Here is a 24,728-nt window from a genome sequence, read left to right on the forward strand (position 1 = left end):
CGCAATCATCCGCTGACGATTGCTGGGCCGCGTCATGTCAGACGACGACAATTCTCCGATCTCGGCACGTGAGGCGAGGCGACTGTTCGCCGGCCTCAAAACTTCGCCGGCGCTGGTGCTCGCGGTCTCGGGCGGGCCCGATTCGGTCGCGCTGATGTGGCTCGCGGCCCGCTGGCGCCGCAGTCTTGCGCGCGGCCCGCAACTCACCGTCGTCACCGTCGATCACGGCCTGCGCCCGGAAGCGGCCCGCGAGGCGCGCGAGGTCAAGCGTCTCGCCGCCGAACTCGGATTGCCGCACCGGACTTTGCGCTGGCGCGGTGCAAAGCCGAAGACGGGACTGCCCGCCGCGGCGCGCGAGGCCCGCTACCGTCTGCTCGCACAGGCCGCGCGCGCCGTTGGCGCAAGTCATGTGTTGACCGCCCACACCCGCGACGATCAGGCCGAGACCCTGTTGATGCGAATGCTCCGCGGCAGCGGACTTGCCGGGCTCTCGGCGATGGCTGGTGTCAGCGAGCGCGATGGCATCATGCTGGCGCGTCCGCTGCTCGACGTTCCGAAGGCGCAGCTGATCGCGACCTTGAAGCGGGCGAAGGTCGGCTTTGCCGATGATCCCTCGAATCGCGACACCGCCTTCACCCGGCCGCGGCTGCGCACGCTGCTGCCACAGCTCGCGGCCGAGGGCGGCGATGCCCGCACGCTGGTGCGGCTCGCGTCAAGGCTGGCGCGCGCCAATGCAGCGCTCGAGGTGCTCGCCGACGGCGCCGAACGCTTCCTCCGCTTGAGGGATCGCGACGTTGCGCCGCAGGCGGGCGTTCGGAGCTTCGAGGCCTCGGCATTTGCCGCCCTGCCGGAGGAGGTCCGGCTGCGGCTCCTGCTGCGGGCCATCGACGCGCTCGGGCACGAGGGGCCGGCGGAACTCGGCAAGGTCGAAAGCCTGATGGCCGTGTTCGATCGGGCCATCGCCGCAGGTCCCCGTGCCGCCGCAAATGGCCGGCCGGTTCTGAAGCAAACGCTCGCGGGAGCCTTGATCAGCCTCGCCGGCGGGCGTATCCGCATCGCGCCGGCGCCGCCGCGGCGGCGCAAGGGCGCTTGAACTGTGTATGAAGGCTGCATGAGGTCGGGATCATGACACCGGCCGGTTCGGCTCTGCGCCTCAGGCGACCTTAACCAGGCGGGAAAAACCCCGGCTCGGGCGCCATTATTTCAGCGGGAATCGCGCTAAGATGGGATAAATAGTCCCATCTCGTTCCCTTGGCAGCGACCGGGGCGGCACCTAAATTGTATGCGTCTAACCGAGAGGATTCCTTGGGATTTCCTCGCATTGACCAAAGTAACTGCCCAAGGATCACGGCCGCGATCCGCGCGACCACGAAGGAAGATCGATGAACGCCAATCTGCGCAATTTCGCCCTCTGGGTCATCATTGTCTTGCTGCTGTTGGCGTTGTTCACGCTCTTCCAGAATCCGGGTCAGCGCGCTTCCTCGCAGGACATCGCCTTCTCCCAGCTGCTGAGCGAGGTTGACCGCGGCAATGTGCGCGACGTCGTGATCCAGGGTCCCGACATCCACGGCACCTTCACCAACGGCTCCAGCTTCCAGACCTATGCGCCGAACGACCCGACGCTGGTGAAGCGCCTCTATGACAGCAAGGTGCAGATCACGGCGAAGCCGCCCGGCGACAACGTGCCGTGGTTCGTCTCGCTGCTGGTCTCCTGGCTGCCCTTCATCGCGCTGATCGGCGTCTGGATCTTCCTGTCGCGGCAGATGCAGGGTGGTGCCGGCAAGGCGATGGGTTTTGGCAAGTCGCGTGCGAAGATGCTGACCGAAGCGCATGGCCGCGTCACCTTCGAGGACGTCGCCGGCGTCGACGAGGCCAAGCAGGACCTCCAGGAGATCGTCGAGTTCCTGCGCGACCCCGGCAAATTCCAGCGCCTCGGCGGCCGCATCCCGCGCGGCGTGCTGCTGGTCGGCCCGCCCGGCACCGGCAAGACCCTGATCGCGCGTGCGGTCGCGGGTGAAGCCAACGTGCCGTTCTTCACCATTTCCGGTTCCGACTTCGTCGAGATGTTCGTCGGCGTCGGTGCTTCCCGCGTGCGCGACATGTTCGAGCAGGCCAAGAAGAACGCGCCCTGCATCATCTTCATCGACGAAATCGACGCCGTCGGTCGTCACCGTGGCGCCGGTCTCGGCGGCGGCAATGACGAGCGCGAGCAGACGCTGAACCAGCTGCTGGTCGAGATGGACGGCTTCGAGGCCAACGAGGGCGTGATCCTCATTGCCGCGACCAACCGTCCCGACGTGCTCGATCCCGCGCTGCTGCGTCCCGGCCGCTTCGACCGCCAGGTCGTGGTGCCCAATCCTGACGTCGTCGGCCGCGAGCAGATCCTCAAGGTGCATGTTCGTAAAGTTCCGCTGGCGCCGGACATCAACCTCAAGACCATCGCGCGCGGCACGCCCGGCTTCTCCGGCGCCGACCTGATGAACCTCGTCAACGAAGCCGCCTTGACCGCCGCCCGCCGCAACAAGCGGATGGTGACGCAGGCCGAGTTCGAGGAGGCCAAGGACAAGGTGATGATGGGCGCCGAGCGCAAGTCGCTCGTCATGACCGAGGAAGAGAAGCTGCTCACGGCCTATCACGAGGGCGGCCACGCCATCGTCGGCCTCAACGTGCCCGCGACCGATCCGATCCATAAGGCGACCATCATACCGCGCGGCCGTGCGCTCGGCATGGTCATGCAGCTGCCGGAACGCGACAAGCTGTCCATGTCGCTGGAGCAGATGACCTCGCGCCTCGCCATCATGATGGGCGGCCGCGTCGCCGAAGAGCTGATCTTCGGCCGCGAGAAGGTGACCTCGGGTGCGGCCTCCGACATCGAGCAGGCGACGCGCCTTGCCCGCATGATGGTGACGCGCTGGGGCCTGTCGGAAGAGCTCGGCACCGTCTCCTACGGCGAGAACCAGGACGAGGTGTTCCTCGGCATGTCGGTGTCGCGCACGCAGAACGCCTCCGAGGCGACGGTCCAGAAGATCGATTCCGAGATCAAGCGCCTGGTCGAGGAAGGCTACAAGGAAGCAACCCGGATCCTCACCGAGAAGCGCGCCGACCTCGAGACGCTTGCCAAGGGCCTGCTCGAGTTCGAGACGCTGACCGGCGATGAGATCGTCGACCTGCTCAAGGGCAAGAAGCCGAACCGCGAATCCGTGCTCGAGCCGACCACGCCGCGCGCCTCCGCGGTGCCTCCGGCCGGCAAGCCGCGCCCGCGCCCCGATCCGGATCCCGGCCTGGAGCCGCAGCCGCAGGCGTAAGCTGCGAACGGCAGATCGACTCGAAAAACGCGGCGGCAACGCCGCGTTTTTTTTGTTGGTCGAGCGCGCGTTCGGGAGCGGACATTCTTGCCCGTCATTGCGAGTTGGGACCGGCATAGAGGAGCCGACGCCCGCTGGTACTCAGGTGTCGATGCCGCACGCGGCGTCCGGGCTCAAGCGCGGCGTACGCTCCGCCTGAGCTGCGTCATCGCCACGCCGGAGATCGCGAGCAGCCCACCGACGATCAATTTTGGCGTCATGCGCTCGCCAAGGATCAACACGCTCGACATCAAGGCGAACACCGGAAGCAGCAGGCCGAAGGGCGCGATGCGGCCCATGGAGCAACGCCCGATCAGCCAGAACCAAAGGCCGAACCCGACGATTCCTCCGATGAAGATCGTGTAGGCGAGGGCCAGCCAACCACGTCCATCCGCCGTGGCGAGGCTCGCCATCTGTCCATATTCGAGCAGCAGCGACATCAACATCACTTGCGGCACCGTGAACAGCGACGACCATCCCATCAGCATCAGGGGATCAAAAGGGCCGTAGCGTTTCGTCAGGACGTTAGACACCGCGAATGCCAAGGCTGCCCCGACCACGAGCAGCAGAGGAAGCCAATTGGTGGACAGGCCGGGCTCCGCCGCCAGCACGACCACGCCGACGAAGGCCAGCAGCACTCCGGCGGAGGTGGTGAGAGACGGCCGCTCGCTGAGCAGCGGCCAGGCCAACAGCACGGTGAAAGGCGTGGCGAGCTGATAGGCGACGGCCGACATACTTCCCGAGCCGAGCCCAAGGCCGACATAGAAGAGGCCGAAGTTCAAACCGCCAAGGAAAATCGAAATGCCCGCGATAGGACGGAGCTGCTCGCGCATGGGTCTTTTGACGAACGGAACGAGCACCAGCGCGATCGCCAGAAAGCGCAGCGCGAGGAAGAAGAGCGGCGGAAACTCCGCGACGCCGACCTTGATCGCCACGAACTGATAGCCCCAGAGCAGGGGGACGGCTACCGCGCAGACGATCTGGATGGCAGACATGGCGTGTTTTCTTTCAAGACCGATTGGTTCAAATATAGGCGAACCAATTGCGGTGCGTGCCTGAAGAGTCGTCTACCTGATGAAGCGATCGAGAAGAGCGTCAGCGATGGCTTGCGACGTGGTCCGTGCCGGCGCGGTTTTGCCAACGACGCGCAGCCCCTCGACGAAACAGACGAGAATCTTGGCGGCATTCGAGGGATCGACATCCTCCGCCAACTGGCCTGCTGTCTTTGCGCGGGATAGTGCGCTCGCCACCCTGGCCTCCATCGCCCTAAAGAAGCCCGAGACGCGGCGGTTTACTTCGGAATCGTGTCCGGCTAGCTCCATGGCCGTGGCCACCAGCAGGCACCCGCGCCGGCCATTGGCACCGCTGGTGCGCTCGACGTAGCCGGCCAGAAAGGTTCGCAGGCCGTCGATCGGCCCCTTGCGAGGGCTGAGCTCGACATCCATCCGTGCCACCGCATCGGCAATGTAGCGATCGAGCGCGCGAAGGAACAGCGAGTGCTTGTCACCGAACGCGGCGTAAAGGCTGCCACGCGACAATTTTGTGGCACGAAGCAGGTCCGGCAGCGCGGTGGCGTGATAGCCGCGCGACCAGAACGCGTTCATCGCGCGTTCGACGGCGGCGTCCACGTCGAAGCTTCGCGGGCGGCCGCGAGGCAATTGCGCTAGGGGCTGGCGGCTCATGCGTGATATATAGACCGATCAGTCCTCAAATTACAAGTGGCGGCGGCCAGGCTCCAGCTCAGGAAATCCGAGGACGTCTGGTCTTATGGGAACACAGCCGGGCAACTTACGTTGGAGATCATAGCTTATCGCGGGATACTCGGAGTGCGTCCCGACATGGCGACTTTTTTGGGCATTGAGGCCTGCGACTTGGCCGCCGCGCTACCGGCTGCCGACGTGATCTTGTTTGGCGCTTCAGATGCCACCCCTCATCTTGCAGGTCAGACGAGCCATGCCGCTAAGGCGCCGGATGTCATTCGTCGTGCCCTGCGCCACTATGAGAGCGATCTCACCCGTTGGGATTTTGATCAAGACGCCGAGTTGCTCGAATCAGCAAGCATGAAGGTCCTGGACGGTGGGAACCTGCTGACGGACCCAACAACACCCGAGAGCAATCGAGACGCGATCAGAGCAACTACACAAGCAATACTTTCCGTCGGAGCTGTCCCGATCCTGCTGGGCGGTGATGATTCGGTTCCGATACCCTTCTTCGAGGCATTCCATAAGACCGAAGACCTGACGATCCTGCAGATTGACGCCCATCTCGATTGGCGCGATCAGCGAGGCGGATCAGGCTATACGTTCTCCAGCACAATGCGGCGAGCCAGCGAATTATCTTGGGTGAAGCGCATCGTCCAAGTCGGTTTGCGGGGCATTGGCGGCTCTGGTCGCGCTGAATTTGACGATGCGAAAGCATGGGGCGCGAAGATTTTCACTGCCAGAGAGCTCCGACGTCACGGAATCGCTAGCGTTCTCGAAGAAATAGAAGACGACGGTAAGTGCCTCATCACCATCGATTGTGACGGTCTTGATCCGTCAGTCGTCCCGGGTGTGCTCATCCCTCAGCCGGGCGGTCTGCACTATTTCGACGTTATTGAACTGCTGCAAGGTATTGCGTCAAAGTCTACGATCGTCGGATTAGACGTGGTCGAGTTCGTCCCGCATCGCGATTTGCAAAATATTGGAGCAACTACTGTCGCGCGAATTATCTGCAATGCGATAGGTTGCATGCGGAAACGGGCGGTGTAGCTGCTAGCCAGCCACCTGCGCCGGACGCCATCGGCTTACGTCCTCACTTCGTCAGCACCGCCGCCGAGCCTTCGGCATTCTCCCGCACATGGATCACCGCGATGTCATCGGTGTAGATCCGCTTCCAGCCCTTGAGCTGGTCGAGAATCTGCGGGCCCGGCGCATCGGCGACCAATAGCGTTGCGTCGATCTTGTGCTCGTCGAGCAGACGCGGCAGCAGATCCGGCTTCTTGCCCTCCGTCGCCTTGAAGAAGTCCATGACGAATTTCTCGCCATAGAGCTCGGCGCGGCCGTCGACGAAGACGGGGATGTCGCGCGAGATCAGATAGCCGCCGAACTGATAAGCGTTGAAGATGCGCTGCACCTTGCGCTGTTCGAGCAGGTCGACCGCTGCCACCGGCGTCTGCGTCATCGTGAAGCTGAAGCGGTGGTGCCCCATGTAGATCGAGGTTGAGCTCCAGCTTGCGGCCACGATCATCAGCGCGCCGAGCGCGGTGACGTAGCGGGCCGGCCAGCGGTCGCCATCAGTGGCGTCGATCTGCGGGCGCGAAAACATCTCGCCGAGCGGCTTTGCCAACACCAGCGGCACCAGAAAGGCAAAGGCCTCGATGCTCCGGACATGCGTCAGCGCACTCCAGGTCAGGAACAGAATCAGGAAGATCCTTGGCGCCGAGAGCACGAGGCCGCGATAGTAACCGAGCGCGATCAGACCGAGCAGCGCGCCTTCGAACGAGGTGAACGTGGCGAAATTCGCCGGCATCCATTCGAAGATCAGTGACAGCAGTTCGCCGAGGCTGAGGATGTTGGTAGCACCCATCAACGTCTTCCAGCCGTAAGGCGTGCAGCAGCTCGCGACCAGGGCGCCGATGCCGAATAGCACCCAGCGCAGGAACAGTTGGAGCCCTCGTCCCTTCTCGGCATGCTCGACCGCCTCGAGCGAGATCGGGCCGATCAGCGCCAGGCCCAGCACGAAGCCGCCGTGCAAATTCGCCCAGAGCGCCATCAGCGGCAGCCAGGCCCAGGACGGCGCGCTTCTGCGGTCGGCAGCGGCCATCAAGAGGCCGACCCACGCCACCATGACGGGCAACGCCAGGATGTGCGGACGCGCCAGCACGTGATGCAGCGACAACAGCAGCGCCAGCATCGCGAACAGCACCGCGCGCGGTGCCTCGATCTGGGCGTCGAGCAGATAGACGAAGATCGCGGCCGAGAGCGCGACCCCGACCGCGGTGAGGATCACGGGCCCGGCCCAGCCCCATTGCGCATAGCAGAACGCGAACATCACCTGCGACAGCCACGACGTCGAAATCCAGGGCGCGCCCGTCCGCGTGAAGGAATAGAAGTCGGTGGTGGGCACGGCGCCGTGATCGAGGATCCATTGCCCGATCTTGATCTGCCAGAACGAGTCGGAGTCCTGAAGCAGCGTGTCGCCGACGAAGAGGAAGAAGAGATAGGCACCCGCACCAACGCAGAGCGGCGTCAGGGCTCGTGCGCGGCCCTGCACCGCGATGCCGTTGGCAAAGGAAAGGGACATGCCGCCTCGTCGTCCTGTTGTCTCTTGTCGGTCCGAGCATGATCCGCAAAAAGTGTGTAGCAGTTTTCCGGAAAGATCATGCTCGAAACAATAACTTGAAGCGCGCTGAACGATTCATCTGGTCGCGCTTCAGTCCGAGCGGGCGGCATTGGACCACGGCGGTGATAACTTCGGGTAAACCGGCGCCGGTCAGTCTCATCTCCGACGATTTAACCGGTTGTTTTCAATTTCGGTTTACCATCGGCCAATACACGCAAACCGCTCCGTGTTTGCGCAGTCGAATTAACTGCGGCGAAATTCTTTGCCCCTAAGTTGGGTTTCATGGTCGGGCGGCGCTGGGCCGAGAAGACCAGATTCAGTTATAGCCCGTATACTCTTTGGAGCAGTCTATGAAGAACCTCGTTTCGCGTTTCGTGAAGGACGAATCCGGCGCCACCGCCATCGAATACGGCCTGATCGCCGCCGGTATCGCGCTCGCGATCATCACCGTCGTCACCAACCTCGGCAGCACGCTGAACGGCAAGTTCGGCTCGATCTCGACCAGCCTGAAGTAAGACTGGACGACTTAAGAATTTCGAGAGCTCCGTCCCCGATGGGGCTCTTTTCTTTTGGGCGATGCAGCTGCAGTCGGACGACCGCCTAAGGTGTATCGTTCAAGTCGCCCGCTTGGCAGGCGCCTCACCATGCGGCTCAAATATCCCGCCGCAAACCACTTGAGAGTCCGCCCCAGACGGACGCCTCGAAGGAGAGCGCAAGCTTCCGCCATGGTTTTCTTCTTACGCGCAAGGTCGCGAGAGCCAGCGGCCTTGTTTGGCTCACCGTGACGCGGGAGGTAGCTGCACCGGTGCGTCATCGCGGACGTGAACCACGGCGATATCATCCGCATAGAGCTGCTTCCACCCCGGCAAATGGTCCATAATTCTAGCGGCGGGAATGCTGGTGTTCAGCAACGTCGCATCGATCCGGTAGGTCTCGAGCAGACGCAGCAGAGTCTCCACGTTCTTGCCCTCAACGGCATCGAAGTAGTCGAGCACAAACTGCTCTCCATACAGCTCAGCGCGGCCATCGATGAAGCTCTTGATGTTGCGGGTGATCAGATAGCCTCCGATCGGAGCGGTGCTGAAGATCCGCTGCGCGTGCCGCCGTTCGAGCAGGTCGACCGCAGCCGCGGGACTCTGATTGGCAACAAAAGCATACCGGTGCGGCGTCGCATAGGAGCGGGTGATGCTCCAGCCGGCGACGACGATCACGAGCGCCGCAATTGCGGTCATTGTAAAGGAGAACCGCGGTTCTTGCGCCACAGCTCTCGTCAGTCCCAATTGTTCGGCGAACGGCTTTGCGACCACGAGCGGGGTCAACAGGGCAAAGACCTCGATGTTTCTGACGTGGGTGAGTGCCGCCCAGGTCAGGCCTAGCAGCAGAAGAATGCGGGTCCACGGCAGCGTCAGTCCGCTGCAATAGCCGATAGCGATCAAACCGAGCAGGGCGGCTTCGAACGGGCTGAACGAGCTGAAGTCGGCCGGCATCCACTCCCAGATCAACGAGAGCAGCTTACCGAGGCTGAGGATTTTCGTGGCGCCGAGAAGCGTGTCCCAGCCGTAGGGCGTGCAGCAGCTCGCGGCAAGCGCAGCAAGTCCGAACAAGGCCCAGCGCGCCGCCACTGCAAACCGGTCGTTGCGATCTGCGGCCACGATTGCATCGAGGCCAATGGGGCCAATCAGGACCAGCCCCATGACGAAACCGCCGTGAAGATTGGCCCACAAGGCCATCAAGGGCAGCAACAGCCAGGAGGGCGCAGTGCGCCGATCGGCGGCCGCCAGCAACCCGCCGACAGAGGCAAGCATGACAGGCAGGGCCAGCATGTGCGGGCGGGCGAGAAAGTGGCCGACCGACATCGCGAGCAGCGGAGTGAGGAGCAGAAAGGCGCGCGCAGGTTCCAGATAGGGCTCAAGCAGGTAGACGAAAATCGCCGCAGTCACACCGATCGCGAGCGATGTCAGGATCACTGCGCCCGACCAGTTCGATGGTTCGTAAACAAGCGCGAACAGCACTTGTGACAGCCAGGAACTCGAGATCCAGGCCTCGCCGGCCCGGGTGAACGAATAAATGTCGTTGTAGGGAAGTGCGCGGTGTTCGAGGATCCACTGCCCGATCTTGATCTGCCACAGCGTATCGGAGTCGCGCAGCATGACGTCGCCGATGCCTAGAAAGAACACGTAGACAATGGCGCCAATGCAGAACGGCATGAGCCAGCGCGCAACGCCGCGGACGGGAACGCTGCTCGTGATGGAGATCGACATTGCACTCTCGGAGTTGAATGACCACGCACAACAGCGCGTCAGCACCTGAACATGATCGCCTTTAAGTTGAGGTAAACTGGACCGGCTTGCCGCGGCCCAGCGGTGCAAGGATGCCTTTACTACTACTTGCTTGCTTGCAGCCCAGTTGCGTGGCGCTCGTATGCTCATTTGTATCTTGTCATCCACCCTGAATAGTTGTTCAGTCCTTGCGGGGCGATTTGCATCTTTCGACGTGACGAAGCGTTCGGCCGCGGGGCGTGGCTGGCGCGTGGGGACAGGAAGCGCGCCATGGTTTATCGGCGGACGCATCAAGTGGTGAAGCGCCTTGCAGCCCGGCGCAGTGCGATATTGGCGGCGGCGCGGGAGGCTGCGGCCGAAGGCGGGATGGCGGCTGTGCAGATCGCGCCGGTCGCGCTCCGGGCCAATGTTGCGGCGGGGACGGTCTACCGCTACTTCCCCTCCAAGGCCGAGCTGATCTCCGAATTGATTGCGGAGGTTTCGCGCGACGAACTCGCCGCCATCCGGCGGGCGGCCGACGGCGCGCCGGGGCCGTCCTCGGCGCTGGCGGCCGCGGTCACCACCGTGGCGGTCCATACGCTGTCGCAGCGCAGGCTGGCCTGGGGCATCTTGGCCGAGCCCGTTGATGTCGATGTCAGTGCCTCGCGCCTTGCCAGCCGCCGCGAGATCGCCGGCGAGATTGCGTCACGGATCGACGCCGCCGTGCGCGCCGGCCATCTGCCGGCGCAGGATACCGCGCTCGCTGCCACCGCGCTGCTCGGCGCGCTGCATGAAGCCCTGGTCGGGCCGCTCGCGCCCGACAATCTCGAGGATCCCGTCAAGATGCGCGACGCGGTGCAGACGGTGACGCTGCTGGCGCTGCGTGCGGTCGGCGTCATGGACGCCCGGGCCAGGGGGCTGGTGGTGCAGCAGACGTTGCTGCCGACCGCGAAGGCGCTGGTTGGGGCGTAAATCCGCCGCGCGATCGGGGCGGAGGCCTGATTGCGCTCAGGCCGTTGCTCGAACAGGGCTTTTCGAAAGACCGCAGCACGAGCGCCGGATGCGCCTTCTACTGTGCATGGGGTTGTTTTCGCAGTTTTTGTTTGAGCAGCCGGACTCAGATATGGGCATCGCCCTCGGGGCCGACCGAGGCGATGCGCACCATGTTGGTGGTGCCGGGGATGCCGAGCGGCACGCCGGCGACAATGATGACGCGCTGGCCGGCCCGGACGAAGCCGTCCCGGAACGCGATCTGGCCGGCGCGGCCGACCATGTCGTCCTGGTCGCGGGCATCCTCGGCCACGACGCAGTGCACGCCCCAGACGACGGCGAGGCGGCGGCCGGCCGTGATGTTCGGTGTAATCGCCACGATGGGCGGCTTCGGCCGCTCACGCGCAACGCGCACGGCGGTCGAGCCCGAGCTGGTCCAGCAGATCAAGGCGGGCAGGTCGAGCGTCTCGGCGATCTGGCGCGCGGCGTCGGCGATGGCATCGCCGGCGGTCGATTCCGGCGCGGGGCGCTGCGCCATGATCACGGACCGATAGGTCGGGTCGCGCTCGACCTCCTCGCCGATGCGGTTCATGGTCGAGACCGCCTCGACCGGGAACTTGCCGGCCGCCGATTCCGCCGACAGCATGATGGCGTCGGCACCCTCGTAAACGGCGGTGGCGACGTCGGAGACTTCGGCCCGGGTCGGCACCGGCGACTGGATCATCGATTCCAACATCTGGGTCGCGATCACCACCGGCTTGCCGGCGCGGCGCGCCATTCGCGTCATCTGCTTCTGCAGGCTCGGCACCCGCTCCAGCGGCAGCTCGACGCCGAGATCGCCGCGCGCCACCATCAGCGCATCGGAAGCCTCGATGATGTCGGCGAGGCGGTCGATCGCCTGCGGCTTCTCGATCTTGGCCATCACCGCGGCGCGGCCACGGATCATCTTCTTGGCTTCGAGCACGTCGTCAGCCCGCTGCACGAAGGACAGCGCGATCCAGTCGACGCCGGTGACGAGCGCCGCCTCGAGGTCGGCGCGGTCCTTCGGGGTCATCGCCGAGACCGGCAGGTCGGTGTCGGGCAGGCTGACGCCCTTGCGGTCGCTCATCTTGCCGCCGACCACGACACGCGTCACCGCGTGCTCCTTCGTGGTCTCCTCCGCGATCAGCCGCACCTTGCCGTCGTCGAGCAGCAGCGCATGGCCGGGCCGGAGCGCGGCCAGGATCTCCGGATGCGGCAGGTGGACGCGCGTGGTATCGCCTGGCGCCTTGTCGGAATCGAGGGTGAAGGTCTGGCCGTTCTGGAGCTGGACCGCGCCATCACTGAAGGCGCCGAGCCTGAGCTTCGGGCCCTGGAGGTCGACCAGAATGCCGATTGGCCGGCCGTAGCTCGATTCGACGTTGCGGATCGTCGCCACCAGCTCCCGCATCTTGTCATGCGGTGTGTGGCTCATGTTGATGCGAAACAGGTCGGCGCCGGCCTCGAACAGGCGGCGGATCATCGCGAGGTCCGACGAGGCAGGTCCCAGGGTCGCGAGAATCTTGATACGGCGAAGGCGCCTCATTGCTTACTTCCAGACGGGGGCGAGGGCGCTGGCGGGAGGCCAGTCGCGGGCGGCGTACCACCGGGCGGGCTGTTGGGCAAACCGGGAACCCCGCCCGGGCCAACCGTGCCGGGCAGGCCAGGTACGCGTTGCTGCGCCGGTTGTTCGTTGGCGTCGGTGAGCTGGACCGTCCAAGCCCGCTGCTCGCCGGTATCGACCTCGAAATAGCCGGTGCGGTCGTAGCCGCGCGCCAGGCAATCCTCGGTGCCGCGGATGGTGAACTCCTTGTCGCGCGAGCACATGAAGGCCTGGCCCGACCATTCACCGCCACGGTCGTAGTCGATGGCGTAGATGTAATAATAGCGGGCGACCAGCGTTCCCCGCAGCAGCGTCTCGCAGGTGCGCGACGAGATGTTCCACCAGCCCTCGGTGGTCCAGCCCTCGGCGTCCTTGTAGCCCAGCGCGATTCCGACCCGGCTCGATGTGTTGTTGCAGAGGCGGAAATCGGCGGACGCCGGGCTGGTCCAGAGGCACAGCAGCGCGACCGCCAGCACCGGGACCAACCGGGCGAGCACGCAAAGGGGGGAGCGGGGAGATTCGGCGATCATTGGCGCGGAAGCTATATCAGATCATTGACGATTTGGCGTGGCGCCGCAGAACCGCCCCAAGGAGCGGTAAGGCCGGCTGCCGGCTCGTTTGCGCCGTGATATGGCAAAATCTGTGACAGGACCCACCTGATCCCGTAAGGGTGACCGCCATCGGGCGGCAGAGCACAATTCAGGGCCAAGGAATCCAGCTATGGCAATCGACGACAAAACCAGAACGGAGCTCGAGGCGGCCGCTTTCCGCCGCCTGGTCGATCATTTGAGGACACGCACGGACGTCCAGAACATCGACCTGATGAACCTCGCCGGCTTTTGCCGCAACTGCCTGTCCAACTGGCTCAAGGACGCCGCCGACGCCCAAGGCGTCGCCTTGAGTAAGGATGAGAGCCGGGAGGCCGTCTACGGCATGCCCTACGAGACCTGGAAATCGAAATACCAGGGCACAGCCACGCCGGAGCAGATCGAGGCGATGAAGAAAGTCCATCCCCACGGGCACTGAACGACGGCCTGCTGAGTCGCGCCACACAACAGCTTTCTTCAAGCAGCCGCAGGAAGGTGTGGGCGCGCTGTGGACGAGCGCGATGCTGCCTTGAACGCCGGGAGCGCCAACCCTAAGGGTCTACCCAGCACGCGCGGTGAGGATGCCGGCGTCACCTTGTTTTTGCCAGTTCCATTGGGAGTACCAAGATGGCCACCTCCGCCGCCGTCCGCGACGACGAGCCCGCGACGAAATTTGCCAAGGACCAGCTCAAATCCATCATCGAGCGCATCGAGCGGCTGGAGGAGGAGAAGAAGGCGATCTCGGACGACATCCGCGACGTCTATGCCGAGAGCAAGGGCAACGGCTACGACGTCAAGGCGCTGCGCACCATCGTGCGCCTGCGCAAGCAGGACCCTAACGAGCGCGCTGAAGCCGAGACCATTCTCGAGACCTACATGCAGGCGCTGGGGATGATCTGAGGCGCCCGGGGGCGTTGCAGCGCACCAAGCTTGGGCGAAATCCCTTCATCTGCTAGAGTGCCCGGTGAAGGGACCGAGCGATGGATGTGCCGGGACCAGAGCGCAGGCTTGCCGCGGTCCTCGCCGCCGACATGGTCGGCTTTAGCCGGCTCATGGAAGTCGACGAGGCGGGTACCCTTGCGCGCCTCAAGACCCATCGGGTCGAGCTCATCGATCCGGCCATTGCCAAGAATCGCGGCACCATCATCAAGACGACGGGTGACGGCATGCTCGCCGAATTCCACAGCGTCGTCGATGCCGTGCTATGTGCCGCGGAGGTTCAGCGCCGCATGGCGCGGCGCAATGCCGATGTCCCGCCGCCGCGATGGATACAATTCCGCATCGGCATCAATCTTGGCGATGTCATCGTCGATCAAAACGACATTTTTGGTGACGGCGTCAACGTCGCAGCACGACTGGAGGCGCTGGCCGAGCCTGGAGGGATCTGCGTTTCAGGCGCGGTCCGCGATCAGGTGGGCGACCGGCTCGACGGAGTTCAATTCGACGATCTCGGCGAGCAGAACGTCAAGAACATCGCTCGCCCGATCCGCATCTTCCGCATGCGGCTGGCGGAAGGGCCTGCAAGCCTGCCAGAGGCGACGAAGGCTGTTACGTCACCAACTGTCTCAAAGAAGCCGTCCATCGCCGTGCTGCCGTTCGCCAACATGAGCGGCGATCCGGAACAGGAGTTCTTCGCCGACGGTCTCACGGAAGACATCATCACCGAGCTCTCGCGCTTCCACGACCTGCTCGTCATCTCGCGAAACTCGACCTTCGTCTACAAGGGCAAGGCCGTAAAGGTCCAGGACATCGGCCGTGAGTTCGGGGTCGACTATGTCATCGAGGGCAGTGTGCGGAAAGCCGGCGGGCGTGTCCGCGTCACCGTGCAGCTGATCGACGCGGAAACCGATCGCCACATCTGGGCTGAACGTTACGATCGCGAGCTCCAGGATATTTTCGCCATCCAGGACGAGATGACCCGCGCGATCGTCGCGACGTTGCCTGGTCGCGTCGAAGCGGCAGCGCATGACCGCACCAAGCGCAAGCCGACCGAGAACATGCGCGCCTACGAATGCGTGCTGGCTGCAAAGCTCCTGCATCACCGTTCAACACGCGAGGACAACGCGCAGGCGCAGATACTGCTCAACCGGGCGCTGGCGATGGATCCTAATTACGCCCACGCTCACGCCTGGAAGGCGTGTGTGCTCGGCCAGTGCTGGATTTATGGCTGGTGCGCTGACCGCGACGCGACTTTCGAGCAGGTGGCTGCAGAACTCGAGATCGCGTTGGCACTCGACGACAATGATGCAGACGTGCACCGCATCCTCGCCGCGCTCAATCTGACGCGCCACGACTATGAAAAAGCCACTTATCATCAGGAGCGTGCGTTGGCCCTCAACCCGAACTACGATCTGGTTGTCGTGCAGCAGGGAGAGCTCCTGACCTGGCTGGGCTTGCCTGAGGAGGGCATCGACTGGATCAGGAAAGCGATGCGGCTCAACCCTCATCATCCCGAGCGATTCTGGAGCCATCTCGGTCGCGCGTATTATTGCGCGGAGAAATACGCCGAGGCCGCCGAGGCGTTTTCAAGGATCACGCGGCCCGACTATACCCATCACGCGTTCCTTGCAGCGATATTCGCGCAGATGAACAATGCCGTCGCGGCTGGCGCTCACGCCGCGGAGGTCCTGAAGCGCGAACCCGGGTTCTCGGTGGCAGCCTATCTTGCAACCCTGCACTACAAGCGCGAGATCGATCGCGAGCGTCACGAATCCGGCCTCCTCAGGGCTGGCCTGCCGGCTTGATCGATACGCGCAGGAAGAACAGGGCAGGCGAGAGCTTGGCTGGGCCGCGGCTCTCAGCGCAGCGCGGCAGTGCGCATGACGAAGGACGTCGTCTCGAGCTTGGCGGTGGCGCTACCCGAGAAACTGTCGCAGGACAGGCCCTGCATCGGGTCCTCGACAAAACCCATCGCGATCACGGCCTGCGGCTTGATGAAATAGCGGCGCAGCGCCGCGGTATCGAGCTCGCCCATCAGCGTCACCGACATCGCACGGCTGGCACTCGGTGACAGCATCACGATCTTGAGCCAGATGCTGTCGCCCTTGGCCGCGGAAAGCCGGGTCGCGGTAGCGATCCTGCCATCGATGCTCTTGCCGACCACGGTGTTGATCTCGGCCTGAGCGAGGCTGCGCGTCGTGGAAGCGGGACGAGCGGAGCGCGGGATCGGCGTAGAGGCGGCGACGACATTGGCGCGGTCGACCGGCGAGGCGGAAGCGGGGGCAAAGGCCAGCGCCTGGTAGGCTGCGCTGGAGACGCTCGCGGTGGCTTGCGGATCGGTGGCGGCGGCAAGTGCCTGGCGCGCCTTCAACGCTGCGACCTGTGCCGGCGTCGCCTGCTGCGGCGCGGCCGGGATATCATCCCAGAAGCCGCGGGCATTGATGATGTCGGCCGGGGTCTCGGGCTTGGCATCGGCAGATTTGGCGGTCGCCGGCTTGTCAGCCCCCGGCTTCGGCTTGGGTGGCGCAACGATCTGCGCGTCGGCCGAGGCGAGCTGGAGCGTTGCAGCGATCTGCGGCTTGGCGCGCGGCGTCGGCACCGGCTCGGCGGACTTGGCCGCGGCGGCGACCACAGTCGGCGTCGCCGGTTTCGCGGCCGGCGCCGGTGCGCCCTCGTCATCCTCGTCGCTGCTGGCAGCCGGAGCCGCCGACGTGCCCTTGAACAAGGCGGCGAAGAAATTGGTCTTGCTGCCGGAATCGTCGCCGCTGCCGCGTCGCTCGATCTCGGCCTTGGCGAGCTCATAACCCTTCAGCGGAACGCCGTCGGTTGGCAGATGCACTGTTTTTCCGTCCGGGAAAACGCGGGCGAGCTGGTCATGCGTCATGCGCGGCCAGTGCCGGATGCTGCCGGTATCGAGGTGCACGAAGGGCGAGCCGGAGGTCGGATAGAAGCCGACGCCGCCGCGCTGGAGGCGCAGGCCGGCGAAGCGGATCTGCTCCAGCGGCACGCCGGGGATATAGAAGTCCATCGCGTGGCCCAGCATATGCTGGCTGAAGCGCGCCACACCGGAGGAGCGGCGGCGGAGCATGGCGTTGGTAGCGGGGGAGCGGTAGGAGGAGATGATCTGAATCGGCTGCTTGCCGTCGACGTCGCGATAGACTTCCCAGAGGATGTCGAACAGGCGACGGTCCATGACCGTCTCGTCCTGGGTGCGCCAGTCGCGCAGAAAGTGATTGAGCTGCTTCAGCGCGGCTTCGTCATACCGGCCGTCTCGTTTGAAGGTGACGGTGAGGTCTTCGCCGGAATGGGTGTGATGAAAGGAGAGCGTCTTGGTTTCGTTCAGCGCGGCGGCGTCATGAACCGAACCTGCGGCAGCAAGCAGCAGTGCAGCAGCGAGGCCGATCCTGGATCCGGCCTTCACTCCCGCATGGGACAACGACAGCACAGCGAATTGGCGTGCGAGACCAGTCAGCACGTATGAGCCCACCCAGTCGACCAGCGTTCAAAATGGACTCTCCCGCCAACCCCGTAGCAGCGCGAAAGAGGATGAACGCTTTCTTAAAGCGAGAAGGTTAATTCGAGGTTGACCTTCCCGCCCCCAAACCAAGTCAGAATACAATCCTAAACGGTTGACTGTGGCAAAAAAACGCCCGCTGTCCGGGCCGAGGTTGAGGGTGGTTAACGTTAAGCGACCCCGTCCAGGGGCGGGGTCGCTGATTTTATTGCAGAATTTTACAGAGGAGCTGAGCCTCAGCGGGTAAACACCCGCTGCGGGCGGCGGCCCACCGGTGCGGGCGGCGCGGTCGGGGCTGGTGCCCCAAACAGCCGCTCGAAGAAGTTCGGTCCGGACGAGCCGAAGCCACCGCCATTGTTGGCCACCGCCACGCCAGAGGGCAGCGTCGTCGCCGGGCGCGAATAGCTCGGCTGCGAATGCGCCACGACCGCCTCGAGGTCCTTGCCGCGGTTGTTCTTCAGGATGTTGATCATGGTCGCGTCGCGGCCATAGATGTCCTTGCGAAACTGGAGCTTGCCGGCGTCATCCACGAACGCGGTCTGATAGGTGATGTTGACCGGGATCGGGGTCGGGAATTTCAGGTCGATCTCGCTCTTGCCGTACATGCTGCGGACGCGCTCGGGCGTGTACTTGTCGTTCGGCATGGTGATATTGAGCAGCACGGACGCGTACTGATCCGGATTCTGCACACGCATGCAGCCGTGGCTGAAGGCGCGCTCGTCCCGGGCGAACAAATGCTTGTCCGGCGTGTCGTGCTGATAGACAAGGAACTTGTTCGGGAAATTGAAGCGGATGCGGCCGAGCGCGTTGGCTTCACCCGGCGGCTGCGAGATGTGCACCGAGCCGTCGCGGTTCTGCTCGAGCTTGAGGCCCATGCGCTGAAGCACGGTCGGGTCCTGCTGAAGCGCCGGCAGATATTCGTTGTAGACGATCGACGGGGGCACGTTCCAGGTCGGATTGACCGTGATGTACTTCATCGTCTCGGTGAGCAGCGGCGTCGCATGCGTGCCCGGTTTGCCGGTGACGACGCGGGTGGTCCAGACCTGCTGGCCGCGCTGCATCACCTTCAGCGTATAGTCGGGAATGTTGAGGATGACATAGGCATCGCCGAGTGAGGGCGCCCCGAGGTCGCGCGGCAGCCAGCGCCAGCGCTCCATGTTCACCAGCACCACGTCGATCTGCTTGTCGCGCTTGGGGGTGTTGAGCGCCTTGACGGTCTTGTCGTCGAGGATGCCGGTCGCCTTCATCTCGGCGCCGCTCTGGAATCTGCGCACGGCGTCGGCGACCGCCGCGTCATAGCGGGTGTCGTTCGCGTTCTCGGTGATGCCGAGCTTGGCGCGCAGCTGCGGCACGCGCGCATCTTCCACGACGATCTCGGCCTGCTTCTTGCCGGCCGGGGTGTATTTCAGCGCCGGACCGTCGGTGATCTCGATCAACGGGCCGCTGCCGTGGCCGCGGAGCTCCGCGAGCTTGGCCTTCAGCTCCTTATAGAGCTTGTGCGGCGGGTTGTAGCTGTCGAGCGCGGCGGACGCATCCGTCGCGGTCGTGACCTTGGCAAGCACTTCGTTCGGGTCGACCGGGTGCTCGGGATAAAGGATGTCGCCGCTGACCTGCGACCAGTGCATGCGGCCACTCTGGGCGTGCCGCGCATAGTCGAACATACTGGCGGTGAGTTTCAGCTCGGCATCGGCGAGCGTATCGGGCGTGGTCGCGGCGGCGAAATCCGGCACCGGATAGTCGGCCGGATTGAGGCCGTCGGAGGCCGCGTCCTTCAGCCGTGCGATCACACCCTTGGCTGCAGCGGTCAGGCTGCCGCCTTGAGTCCAGACCGGCGCGAAGTCGCGCGCACCGTAAAACTTCTCGATCGCCGCGCGCTCGTTCTTGCGGTCGAAATGGCGCGACGTCTTGGCGCCGATGATGTCCTTGAGCCTGTCGGCGACCGGCTGGTCGGCAGCTGGAACGTTGCTCGCGGCCTTCACCGGCTCGGCGGCCGGAGCCGCAGCGGGGGCCACAGGCGCGGCCGGCGTTGCCGTCGCCGTCTCTGCCTTGGCGGGTTCAGATGTGGCAGGCTCGGTCTTCGCGGGTTCGGTCTTCGCAGGTTCGGTCTTGGCCGTCTCGCTCGTCGGCGCCTCAGTGCCGGGCGAGGTGGCGACGTCGGAAGGCCTGGTCTCGACCTTGTCGGGCGCCGGTGCGACTTCGGTCTTCACGGGCTCCTTCGCAGTGGCCTGAACGGTGGCGGTGGTATCGAGCTTGATGTCGGAGGCGGTTGGGGGCGGGACGTTGGCCGGCTCGGGGCGCGGGATCGCGGCCTCGATCGCGAGCTCGGCGGCGCTGCTGCGCGTCTGATCCTGCGCCAGGGCTGAGCTGGCCGACACCGTGAGGAAGGTTGCCGCGACCGTCATCAAGACACGGTCAAAGCCTGCACGGTGGTTCAAACAGTCACGCATTGTGTCACACCCCTCGGGTGAACTGTCCCTCGTGGAACAGCTTCGTTATCGTCGCTAAATCTTCGGCTAAACGCGCCGGCCGCTCGAAAGTCGCACGCCTGCACGCAACGATTCATACGCAGACGATATACGGGCCCCGTTTTTGCGGCCAGCGCTACCCGGGACAACTCACGACAAACTGACTTCAAGGCAGCCTTTTTGGCAACGAATTATGCGCATGCCCCACGCGCTTTTCCCTGTGTCTGTCACTTCCAGGTCACGGTTCGCGTCGCGACGAAATTTCACCGTGATGCGAAGGGCTTGCGGCCTCTTCGCGGCAACGGGCAATCCGCTGTGCAGATACGGCTCAGTGCGTCTCCTCGTCGCTTTTCCCGCCATGGCCAGGCACGCCTGCTTCGTCGAGTTTGCGGTAGAGCGTGGACCGGCCGATTTTGAGGCGGCGGGCGACTTCGGACATCTGCCCGCGGTAATGCGAGATAGCGAAGCGGATGATTTCGTTCTCCATGTCCTCCAGCGGGCGGACATCGCCGCTCGCGGTCAGCATGCAGAGAGTTCCTGCCGACGGGAGGGGAGCAATCGGTATTTCGTTACCTGATACCAAGGAAGGCGCCGCAATCGGCTCGAGCATCAGTGGCGCAGTCGGAATGTCGGTTGCGGGATGCGGCTGCGAAGCGAGCAGGGGAAAATCGCCGAGGCCAAGCTGGTCGCCGTCGCTCATCACCACCGCGCGGTAGACCGCATTTTCGAGCTGGCGGATGTTGCCAGGCCAGTCGAGCTGGGCGAGGTGAGCCACCGCTTCGCCGCTGATGCCGGTGATGGTGCGGTTCTCCTCGGCGGCAAAGCGCGCCAGGAAATGCCGCAGCAGATGCGGAATGTCCTCGCGCCGGGCCCGCAGCGACGGGATCGTCAACGGCAGCACGTGCAGGCGATAAAACAGGTCTTCCCGGAAGTGCCCCTGTTTGACCCGCTCCAGGAGCTTGCGATTGGTCGCGGAGATGATGCGCACGTCGACCTTGACGGGCTTGCGGCCGCCGACCGCCTCGACCGCGCCTTCCTGGAGCGCGCGCAAGAGCTTGACCTGCGCCGTCAGCGGCAACTCGCTGATCTCGTCCAGGAACAGCGTGCCGCCATGGGCCTCGACGAACTTGCCCATGTGCCGCTCGGTGGCGCCGGTGAAGGCGCCCTTCTCGTGGCCGAACAGGATGGACTCGACGAGGTTGTCGGGGATCGCGCCGCAATTCACGGCGACAAAGGGTTTTGCCTTACGCTCGCCGCTGCCATGAATGGCGCGCGCGAACATCTCCTTACCGACGCCGGACTCGCCCTCGATCAGCACGGGAATCGAGGAGTTCGCCGCCTTCTGCGCGGTGCGCATCACGCCTGCCATCGCCTCGGAGCGGGTGATGATGTCGGAGAAGCTCAGACGGCCCTCGCGGCTGTGACGGATGCGCTGCAATTCGCCCTTCAGTGCGGAGGCGTTAAGCGCGTTGCGCAGTGAAACCTGAAGCCGCTCCAAGCCGACCGGCTTGACGACGAAATCCGCCGCGCCGGCGCGCATCGCCGAGATCACGTTGTCGATGCCGCCATGCGCGGTCTGCACGATGACCGGGATGCTGAGGCCCGCTTCGCGGATTTTCGCCAACACACCCATGCCGTCGAGGCCGGGCATCACGAGATCGAGGATGACGCCGTCGATGGCCGGGGCGTCGGGAGCGGTGAGGGCAGCGATCGCGGCGTCGCCGGAATCCACGACGACCGTCTCGTAGCCGCATTTCTGCACCATGTTTTCGACCAGCCGGCGGGCTACAGCGTCGTCGTCGGCGATCAAAATACTAGCAGCCATGGTTTTCCCTGCACGCTACAACTATCTGTCTCGAATCGGGGCACTCTGGCCGAAGCCGATTAACGCACTCTTAAACCTTGATGCCCACGCCCGCCGTCGCGACGGTTGAACACAGGTTTCCCGCACAATGAATTCGCGCTCCAAGCTCGCTCTCAAGAAGTCTGCTCTCAAGAAGCCCGTTTCCAGCAAGTCCGCTCCCCGCAAGCCGAGCACCAGGAAATCCGCCGCCAAAGCAAAGTCCTCCAGGCCTTCCGCAAAGTCTCCGCCTGCAAAGCCTGCAAGCAAGACCGGCAAGCTTCCGGAGTGGAACCTGGCCGATCTCTATTCGGGGATCGAGGCGCCGGAAGTGGCGCGCGACCTCGACAAGATGGATGCCGATTGCGTCGCGTTCGAGACGGACTACAAGGGCAAGCTCGCGACAGGGACAGCAAACGAAGATGGCGGAAAATGGCTCGCTGAAGCCGTGCGACGCTATGAGGCGATCGACGACCTCGCCGGCCGTCTCGGCTCCTATGCCGGCCTGGTCCACGCCGGCGACAGCGTGGACCCTGCGATTTCAAAGTTTTACGGCGACGTGTCCGAGCGCCTGACGGCGGCGTCGACACATCTTCTGTTCTTCGCGCTCGAGCTCAATCGGATCGATGACGATATTTTGAACCGCGCGATGCAGACACCGGAGCTGGCACACTATCGCCCCTGGATCGAGGATTTGCGCAAGGAAAAGCCGTATCAGCTCGACGACAAGCTCGAGCAGCTCTTCCTGGAGAAGGCGCAGACCAGCTATTCCGCCTTCAACAGGCTGTTCGACCAGACCATCTCGGGCCTGCGCTTCAAGGTGGGCGTAAAAGAGCTCGCGATCGAGCCGACGCTGAATCTCCTACAGGATCCAGACGGCGCAAAGCGCAAGGCCGCCGCCGAAGCCCTGGCGAAGACCTTCAAGGCAAATGAGCGCACCTTTGCGCTGATCACCAACACGCTCGCGAAGGACAAGGACATTTCCGACCGCTGGCGCGGCTTTCAGGATGTTGCGGATTCCCGGCACCTCAACAACCGCGTCGAGCGCGAGGTGGTGGATGCGCTTGTCGCCTCGGTGCGCGCGGCCTATCCAAAATTATCGCATCGCTACTACGGGCTGAAGGCGAAGTGGTTCGGCAAGAAGCGGCTCGCTTATTGGGACCGTAACGCGCCGCTGCCCTTTGCCGCGACCGACGTCATCGGCTGGCCCGATGCGCGGAACATGGTGCTGACCGCCTATCGCGGCTTCTCGCCCAAGATGGCCGACATTGCGGAGCGCTTCTTCACCGATCGCTGGATTGACGCGCCGGTGCGTCCGGGCAAGGCGCCCGGCGCGTTCTCGCATCCGACCACACCGTCGGCGCACCCTTACGTGCTGATGAACTACCAGGGCAAGCCGCGCGACGTGATGACGCTCGCGCACGAGCTCGGCCATGGCGTGCATCAGGTGCTCGCCGCGAAGAACGGCGCGCTGATGGCGCCGACGCCGCTGACGCTGGCGGAGACCGCGAGCGTGTTCGGCGAGATGCTGACCTTCCGGCGGCTGCTGGCGCAGACCAAGAGCGCAAAACAGCGCCAGGCGCTGCTCGCCGGCAAGGTCGAGGACATGATCAACACCGTGGTGCGGCAGATCGCGTTCTATTCGTTCGAACGCGCGGTTCATACCGAGCGCAAGAACGGCGAGCTCACCGCGACCCGGCTCGGCGAGATCTGGCTGTCGGTGCAGGGCGAGAGCCTGGGGCCCGCGATCGAGATCAAGGCGGGCTACGAGAACTACTGGATGTACATCCCGCACTTCATCCACTCGCCGTTCTACGTCTACGCCTATGCGTTCGGCGATTGTCTCGTGAACTCGCTTTATGCGGTCTACGAGAATGCGGCCGAGGGCTTTGCCGAGCGCTATCTCGACATGCTTGCCGCCGGCGGCACCAAGCACTATTCCGAGCTGCTGCGGCCATTCGGGCTCGACGCCAAGGACCCAAAATTCTGGGATGGCGGGCTCAGCGTCATCGCCGGCATGATCGACGAGCTGGAGAAGATGGCCTGAGTGGCTGGCTTCTTACGGGGCGTAAAACGTCTGTTGAACCAAGAGTCCAGCAATGTTATACACCCGTATAACCGCTGGAGGTTAGCCATGAAGATCGAGATCAAGAAGATCGGCAATTCGGACGGGTTGTTGCTGCCCCGCGAGCTTATGCAGCGACTCGATCTCAAGCGCGGGCAGCAATTGCATGTCGTGGAATTGCCCGGTGGGGGTTTTCAATTGCTGCCTTACGACCCCGACTTCGAGCGGACGATGGAAATTGCCGATGAGGTGATGGATAAGTATCGCGATACGCTCGCTGCGCTGGCAAAATAGCGGCCGGCGCATGAGTGATCCTCAGGAGCCACTCTGGGTCACCTACGAGCAGGCTGTCGCAATTCATAGCCGACAGCTCCGGCGCTTCGGTGGCGCGCCCGGATTGCGCGACGAGGGCATGCTGCGTTCGGCGCTGGAGCGTCCGATCAACAAATGGCGCTATGAACAGGCGCCAATGGAAGAACTCGCTGCAGCATACGCGTTCGGCCTCGCGAAGAACCATGCATTTGTCGACGGAAACAAGCGCATCGCCTTCATGGCGATGATGGTCTTCCTTCACAAGAACGGCGTCGCCTTCAGTCCCGCTCCCGCGGAAGCGACAACGATGATCCTCTCGCTTGCCGCGGGCGAAGTCAGCGAGCAGAGCCTGGCGCGCTGGATCCGCGACAATTGGAATTCCAAATGACCTCATTTGCGGGAAAACCGCGCCCGCGTGCCGTTGCCCTGCCCGAAAGTTTGCGGTATCCCAGCCCAAGAATTCGACTTTT

At 64.0% G+C, this 24,728-nt stretch carries 20 protein-coding genes; 11 read left to right on the forward strand and 9 right to left on the reverse strand.

Going from position 1 to position 24,728, the window contains the following annotated elements:
* Positions 1–34 precede the first annotated feature (34 nt).
* Complete coding sequence (tilS, locus tag IVA78_RS13990) at positions 35–1,093, forward strand: tRNA lysidine(34) synthetase TilS (RefSeq protein ID WP_247465888.1); 1,059 nt, start codon at positions 35–37, stop codon at positions 1,091–1,093.
* A 289-nt stretch (positions 1,094–1,382) separates the two neighbouring features.
* On the forward strand, positions 1,383–3,305 hold the full coding sequence (gene ftsH, locus IVA78_RS13995; RefSeq protein ID WP_035998585.1) for an ATP-dependent zinc metalloprotease FtsH: 1,923 nt from the start codon (positions 1,383–1,385) through the stop codon (positions 3,303–3,305).
* Positions 3,306–3,478: 173 nt separating this feature from the next.
* Here the strand turns inward: ftsH and IVA78_RS14000 are convergent, their stop codons facing one another.
* Together IVA78_RS14000 and IVA78_RS14005 are read right to left on the reverse strand one after the other, a co-directional pair.
* Positions 3,479–4,339 carry an EamA family transporter gene (locus tag IVA78_RS14000; protein WP_247416223.1) on the reverse strand — a complete coding sequence of 287 codons (861 nt, stop codon included), beginning with the start codon at positions 4,337–4,339 and terminating at the stop codon, positions 3,479–3,481.
* A gap of 72 nt (positions 4,340–4,411) precedes the next feature.
* Positions 4,412–5,026, reverse strand: coding sequence for a TetR/AcrR family transcriptional regulator (locus tag IVA78_RS14005; protein ID WP_247465890.1), 615 nt, complete (start codon positions 5,024–5,026; stop codon positions 4,412–4,414).
* Between the two features lie 156 nt (positions 5,027–5,182).
* Here IVA78_RS14005 and IVA78_RS14010 point away from each other — a divergent pair, with 156 nt between their 5' ends.
* Positions 5,183–6,094, forward strand: coding sequence for an arginase family protein (locus IVA78_RS14010; protein ID WP_247465945.1), 912 nt, complete (start codon positions 5,183–5,185; stop codon positions 6,092–6,094).
* Between the two features lie 43 nt (positions 6,095–6,137).
* Here IVA78_RS14010 and IVA78_RS14015 read toward each other — a convergent pair whose 3' ends face one another.
* Entirely contained in the window at positions 6,138–7,628 is a 1,491-nt protein-coding gene (locus IVA78_RS14015; RefSeq protein ID WP_247465947.1) for a hypothetical protein, read from the reverse strand.
* Positions 7,629–8,017: 389 nt separating this feature from the next.
* Here IVA78_RS14015 and IVA78_RS14020 point away from each other — a divergent pair, with 389 nt between their 5' ends.
* Positions 8,018–8,182 carry a Flp family type IVb pilin gene (locus tag IVA78_RS14020; RefSeq protein ID WP_247280192.1) on the forward strand — a complete coding sequence of 55 codons (165 nt, stop codon included), beginning with the start codon at positions 8,018–8,020 and terminating at the stop codon, positions 8,180–8,182.
* Positions 8,183–8,443: 261 nt separating this feature from the next.
* Here IVA78_RS14020 and IVA78_RS14025 read toward each other — a convergent pair whose 3' ends face one another.
* Positions 8,444–10,237, reverse strand: a complete 1,794-nt coding sequence (locus IVA78_RS14025) for a hypothetical protein (protein WP_346275303.1) — start codon at positions 10,235–10,237, stop codon at positions 8,444–8,446.
* Between IVA78_RS14025 and IVA78_RS14030 the strand changes: the two genes are divergently transcribed.
* On the forward strand, positions 10,217–10,897 hold the full coding sequence (locus IVA78_RS14030) for a TetR/AcrR family transcriptional regulator (RefSeq protein WP_247416228.1): 681 nt from the start codon (positions 10,217–10,219) through the stop codon (positions 10,895–10,897). The genes IVA78_RS14025 and IVA78_RS14030 overlap by 21 nt on opposite strands.
* Before the next feature lie 145 nt (positions 10,898–11,042).
* Here IVA78_RS14030 and pyk read toward each other — a convergent pair whose 3' ends face one another.
* Entirely contained in the window at positions 11,043–12,479 is a 1,437-nt protein-coding gene (gene pyk, locus IVA78_RS14035; protein ID WP_247280189.1) for a pyruvate kinase, read from the reverse strand.
* A complete protein-coding gene (locus IVA78_RS14040; protein ID WP_247280188.1) occupies positions 12,476–13,066 on the reverse strand; it encodes a DUF1036 domain-containing protein in 591 nt (196 codons plus the stop codon). Before IVA78_RS14040 ends, pyk begins: the two co-directional genes overlap by 4 nt.
* Before the next feature lie 190 nt (positions 13,067–13,256).
* On the opposite strand from IVA78_RS14040, the gene IVA78_RS14045 reads away from it, so the two are divergent.
* The 3 genes from IVA78_RS14045 to IVA78_RS14055 all read left to right on the forward strand — a co-directional run bounded on the left by IVA78_RS14045 (position 13,257) and on the right by IVA78_RS14055 (position 15,867).
* Complete coding sequence (locus IVA78_RS14045; protein ID WP_247465949.1) at positions 13,257–13,562, forward strand: DUF1244 domain-containing protein; 306 nt, start codon at positions 13,257–13,259, stop codon at positions 13,560–13,562.
* 188 nt (positions 13,563–13,750) lie between these two features.
* Entirely contained in the window at positions 13,751–14,023 is a 273-nt protein-coding gene (locus tag IVA78_RS14050; RefSeq protein ID WP_008546273.1) for a DUF2312 domain-containing protein, read from the forward strand.
* Between the two features lie 80 nt (positions 14,024–14,103).
* A complete protein-coding gene (locus IVA78_RS14055; RefSeq protein WP_247465951.1) occupies positions 14,104–15,867 on the forward strand; it encodes an adenylate/guanylate cyclase domain-containing protein in 1,764 nt (587 codons plus the stop codon).
* Positions 15,868–15,920: 53 nt separating this feature from the next.
* Here IVA78_RS14055 and IVA78_RS14060 read toward each other — a convergent pair whose 3' ends face one another.
* The 3 genes from IVA78_RS14060 to IVA78_RS14070 form a co-directional block, all read right to left on the reverse strand.
* On the reverse strand, positions 15,921–17,537 hold the full coding sequence (locus tag IVA78_RS14060; protein WP_247465954.1) for a DUF882 domain-containing protein: 1,617 nt from the start codon (positions 17,535–17,537) through the stop codon (positions 15,921–15,923).
* Between the two features lie 275 nt (positions 17,538–17,812).
* Positions 17,813–20,023: a L,D-transpeptidase family protein gene (locus IVA78_RS14065; protein ID WP_247465955.1), complete on the reverse strand. Its 2,211-nt coding sequence runs from the start codon at positions 20,021–20,023 to the stop codon at positions 17,813–17,815.
* 346 nt (positions 20,024–20,369) lie between these two features.
* On the reverse strand, positions 20,370–21,866 hold the full coding sequence (locus IVA78_RS14070) for a sigma-54 dependent transcriptional regulator (RefSeq protein WP_247465957.1): 1,497 nt from the start codon (positions 21,864–21,866) through the stop codon (positions 20,370–20,372).
* Between the two features lie 127 nt (positions 21,867–21,993).
* Here IVA78_RS14070 and IVA78_RS14075 point away from each other — a divergent pair, with 127 nt between their 5' ends.
* The 3 genes from IVA78_RS14075 to IVA78_RS14085 all read left to right on the forward strand — a co-directional run bounded on the left by IVA78_RS14075 (position 21,994) and on the right by IVA78_RS14085 (position 24,646).
* Complete coding sequence (locus tag IVA78_RS14075) at positions 21,994–23,928, forward strand: M3 family oligoendopeptidase (RefSeq protein WP_247465960.1); 1,935 nt, start codon at positions 21,994–21,996, stop codon at positions 23,926–23,928.
* Between the two features lie 87 nt (positions 23,929–24,015).
* Positions 24,016–24,240: an AbrB family transcriptional regulator gene (locus IVA78_RS14080; protein ID WP_124162834.1), complete on the forward strand. Its 225-nt coding sequence runs from the start codon at positions 24,016–24,018 to the stop codon at positions 24,238–24,240.
* A 10-nt stretch (positions 24,241–24,250) separates the two neighbouring features.
* A complete protein-coding gene (locus tag IVA78_RS14085; protein ID WP_247451484.1) occupies positions 24,251–24,646 on the forward strand; it encodes a type II toxin-antitoxin system death-on-curing family toxin in 396 nt (131 codons plus the stop codon).
* Positions 24,647–24,728: the final 82 nt, after the last annotated feature.

It is taken from the genome of Bradyrhizobium sp. 137 (assembly GCF_023074095.1).
GTDB lineage: Bacteria > Pseudomonadota > Alphaproteobacteria > Rhizobiales > Xanthobacteraceae > Bradyrhizobium.

Bases quoted from the DNA above. Each gene is read 5' to 3' on its own strand.
- ftsH (WP_035998585.1), top strand. From the start codon at position 1,383: ATGAACGCCAATCTGCGCAATTTCGCCCTCTGGGTCATCATTGTCTTG.
- IVA78_RS14070 (WP_247465957.1), bottom strand. From the start codon at position 21,866: ATGGCTGCTAGTATTTTGATCGCCGACGACGACGCTGTAGCCCGCCGG.
- IVA78_RS14005 (WP_247465890.1), bottom strand. From the start codon at position 5,026: ATGAGCCGCCAGCCCCTAGCGCAATTGCCTCGCGGCCGCCCGCGAAGC.
- tilS (WP_247465888.1), top strand. From the start codon at position 35: ATGTCAGACGACGACAATTCTCCGATCTCGGCACGTGAGGCGAGGCGA.
- IVA78_RS14080 (WP_124162834.1), top strand. From the start codon at position 24,016: ATGAAGATCGAGATCAAGAAGATCGGCAATTCGGACGGGTTGTTGCTG.
- IVA78_RS14030 (WP_247416228.1), top strand. From the start codon at position 10,217: ATGGTTTATCGGCGGACGCATCAAGTGGTGAAGCGCCTTGCAGCCCGG.
- IVA78_RS14045 (WP_247465949.1), top strand. From the start codon at position 13,257: ATGGCAATCGACGACAAAACCAGAACGGAGCTCGAGGCGGCCGCTTTC.
- IVA78_RS14040 (WP_247280188.1), bottom strand. From the start codon at position 13,066: ATGATCGCCGAATCTCCCCGCTCCCCCCTTTGCGTGCTCGCCCGGTTG.
- pyk (WP_247280189.1), bottom strand. From the start codon at position 12,479: ATGAGGCGCCTTCGCCGTATCAAGATTCTCGCGACCCTGGGACCTGCC.
- IVA78_RS14025 (WP_346275303.1), bottom strand. From the start codon at position 10,237: ATGCGTCCGCCGATAAACCATGGCGCGCTTCCTGTCCCCACGCGCCAG.
- IVA78_RS14015 (WP_247465947.1), bottom strand. From the start codon at position 7,628: ATGTCCCTTTCCTTTGCCAACGGCATCGCGGTGCAGGGCCGCGCACGA.
- IVA78_RS14010 (WP_247465945.1), top strand. From the start codon at position 5,183: ATGGCGACTTTTTTGGGCATTGAGGCCTGCGACTTGGCCGCCGCGCTA.
- IVA78_RS14055 (WP_247465951.1), top strand. From the start codon at position 14,104: ATGGATGTGCCGGGACCAGAGCGCAGGCTTGCCGCGGTCCTCGCCGCC.
- IVA78_RS14065 (WP_247465955.1), bottom strand. From the start codon at position 20,023: ATGCGTGACTGTTTGAACCACCGTGCAGGCTTTGACCGTGTCTTGATG.
- IVA78_RS14085 (WP_247451484.1), top strand. From the start codon at position 24,251: ATGAGTGATCCTCAGGAGCCACTCTGGGTCACCTACGAGCAGGCTGTC.
- IVA78_RS14075 (WP_247465960.1), top strand. From the start codon at position 21,994: ATGAATTCGCGCTCCAAGCTCGCTCTCAAGAAGTCTGCTCTCAAGAAG.
- IVA78_RS14020 (WP_247280192.1), top strand. From the start codon at position 8,018: ATGAAGAACCTCGTTTCGCGTTTCGTGAAGGACGAATCCGGCGCCACC.
- IVA78_RS14050 (WP_008546273.1), top strand. From the start codon at position 13,751: ATGGCCACCTCCGCCGCCGTCCGCGACGACGAGCCCGCGACGAAATTT.
- IVA78_RS14000 (WP_247416223.1), bottom strand. From the start codon at position 4,339: ATGTCTGCCATCCAGATCGTCTGCGCGGTAGCCGTCCCCCTGCTCTGG.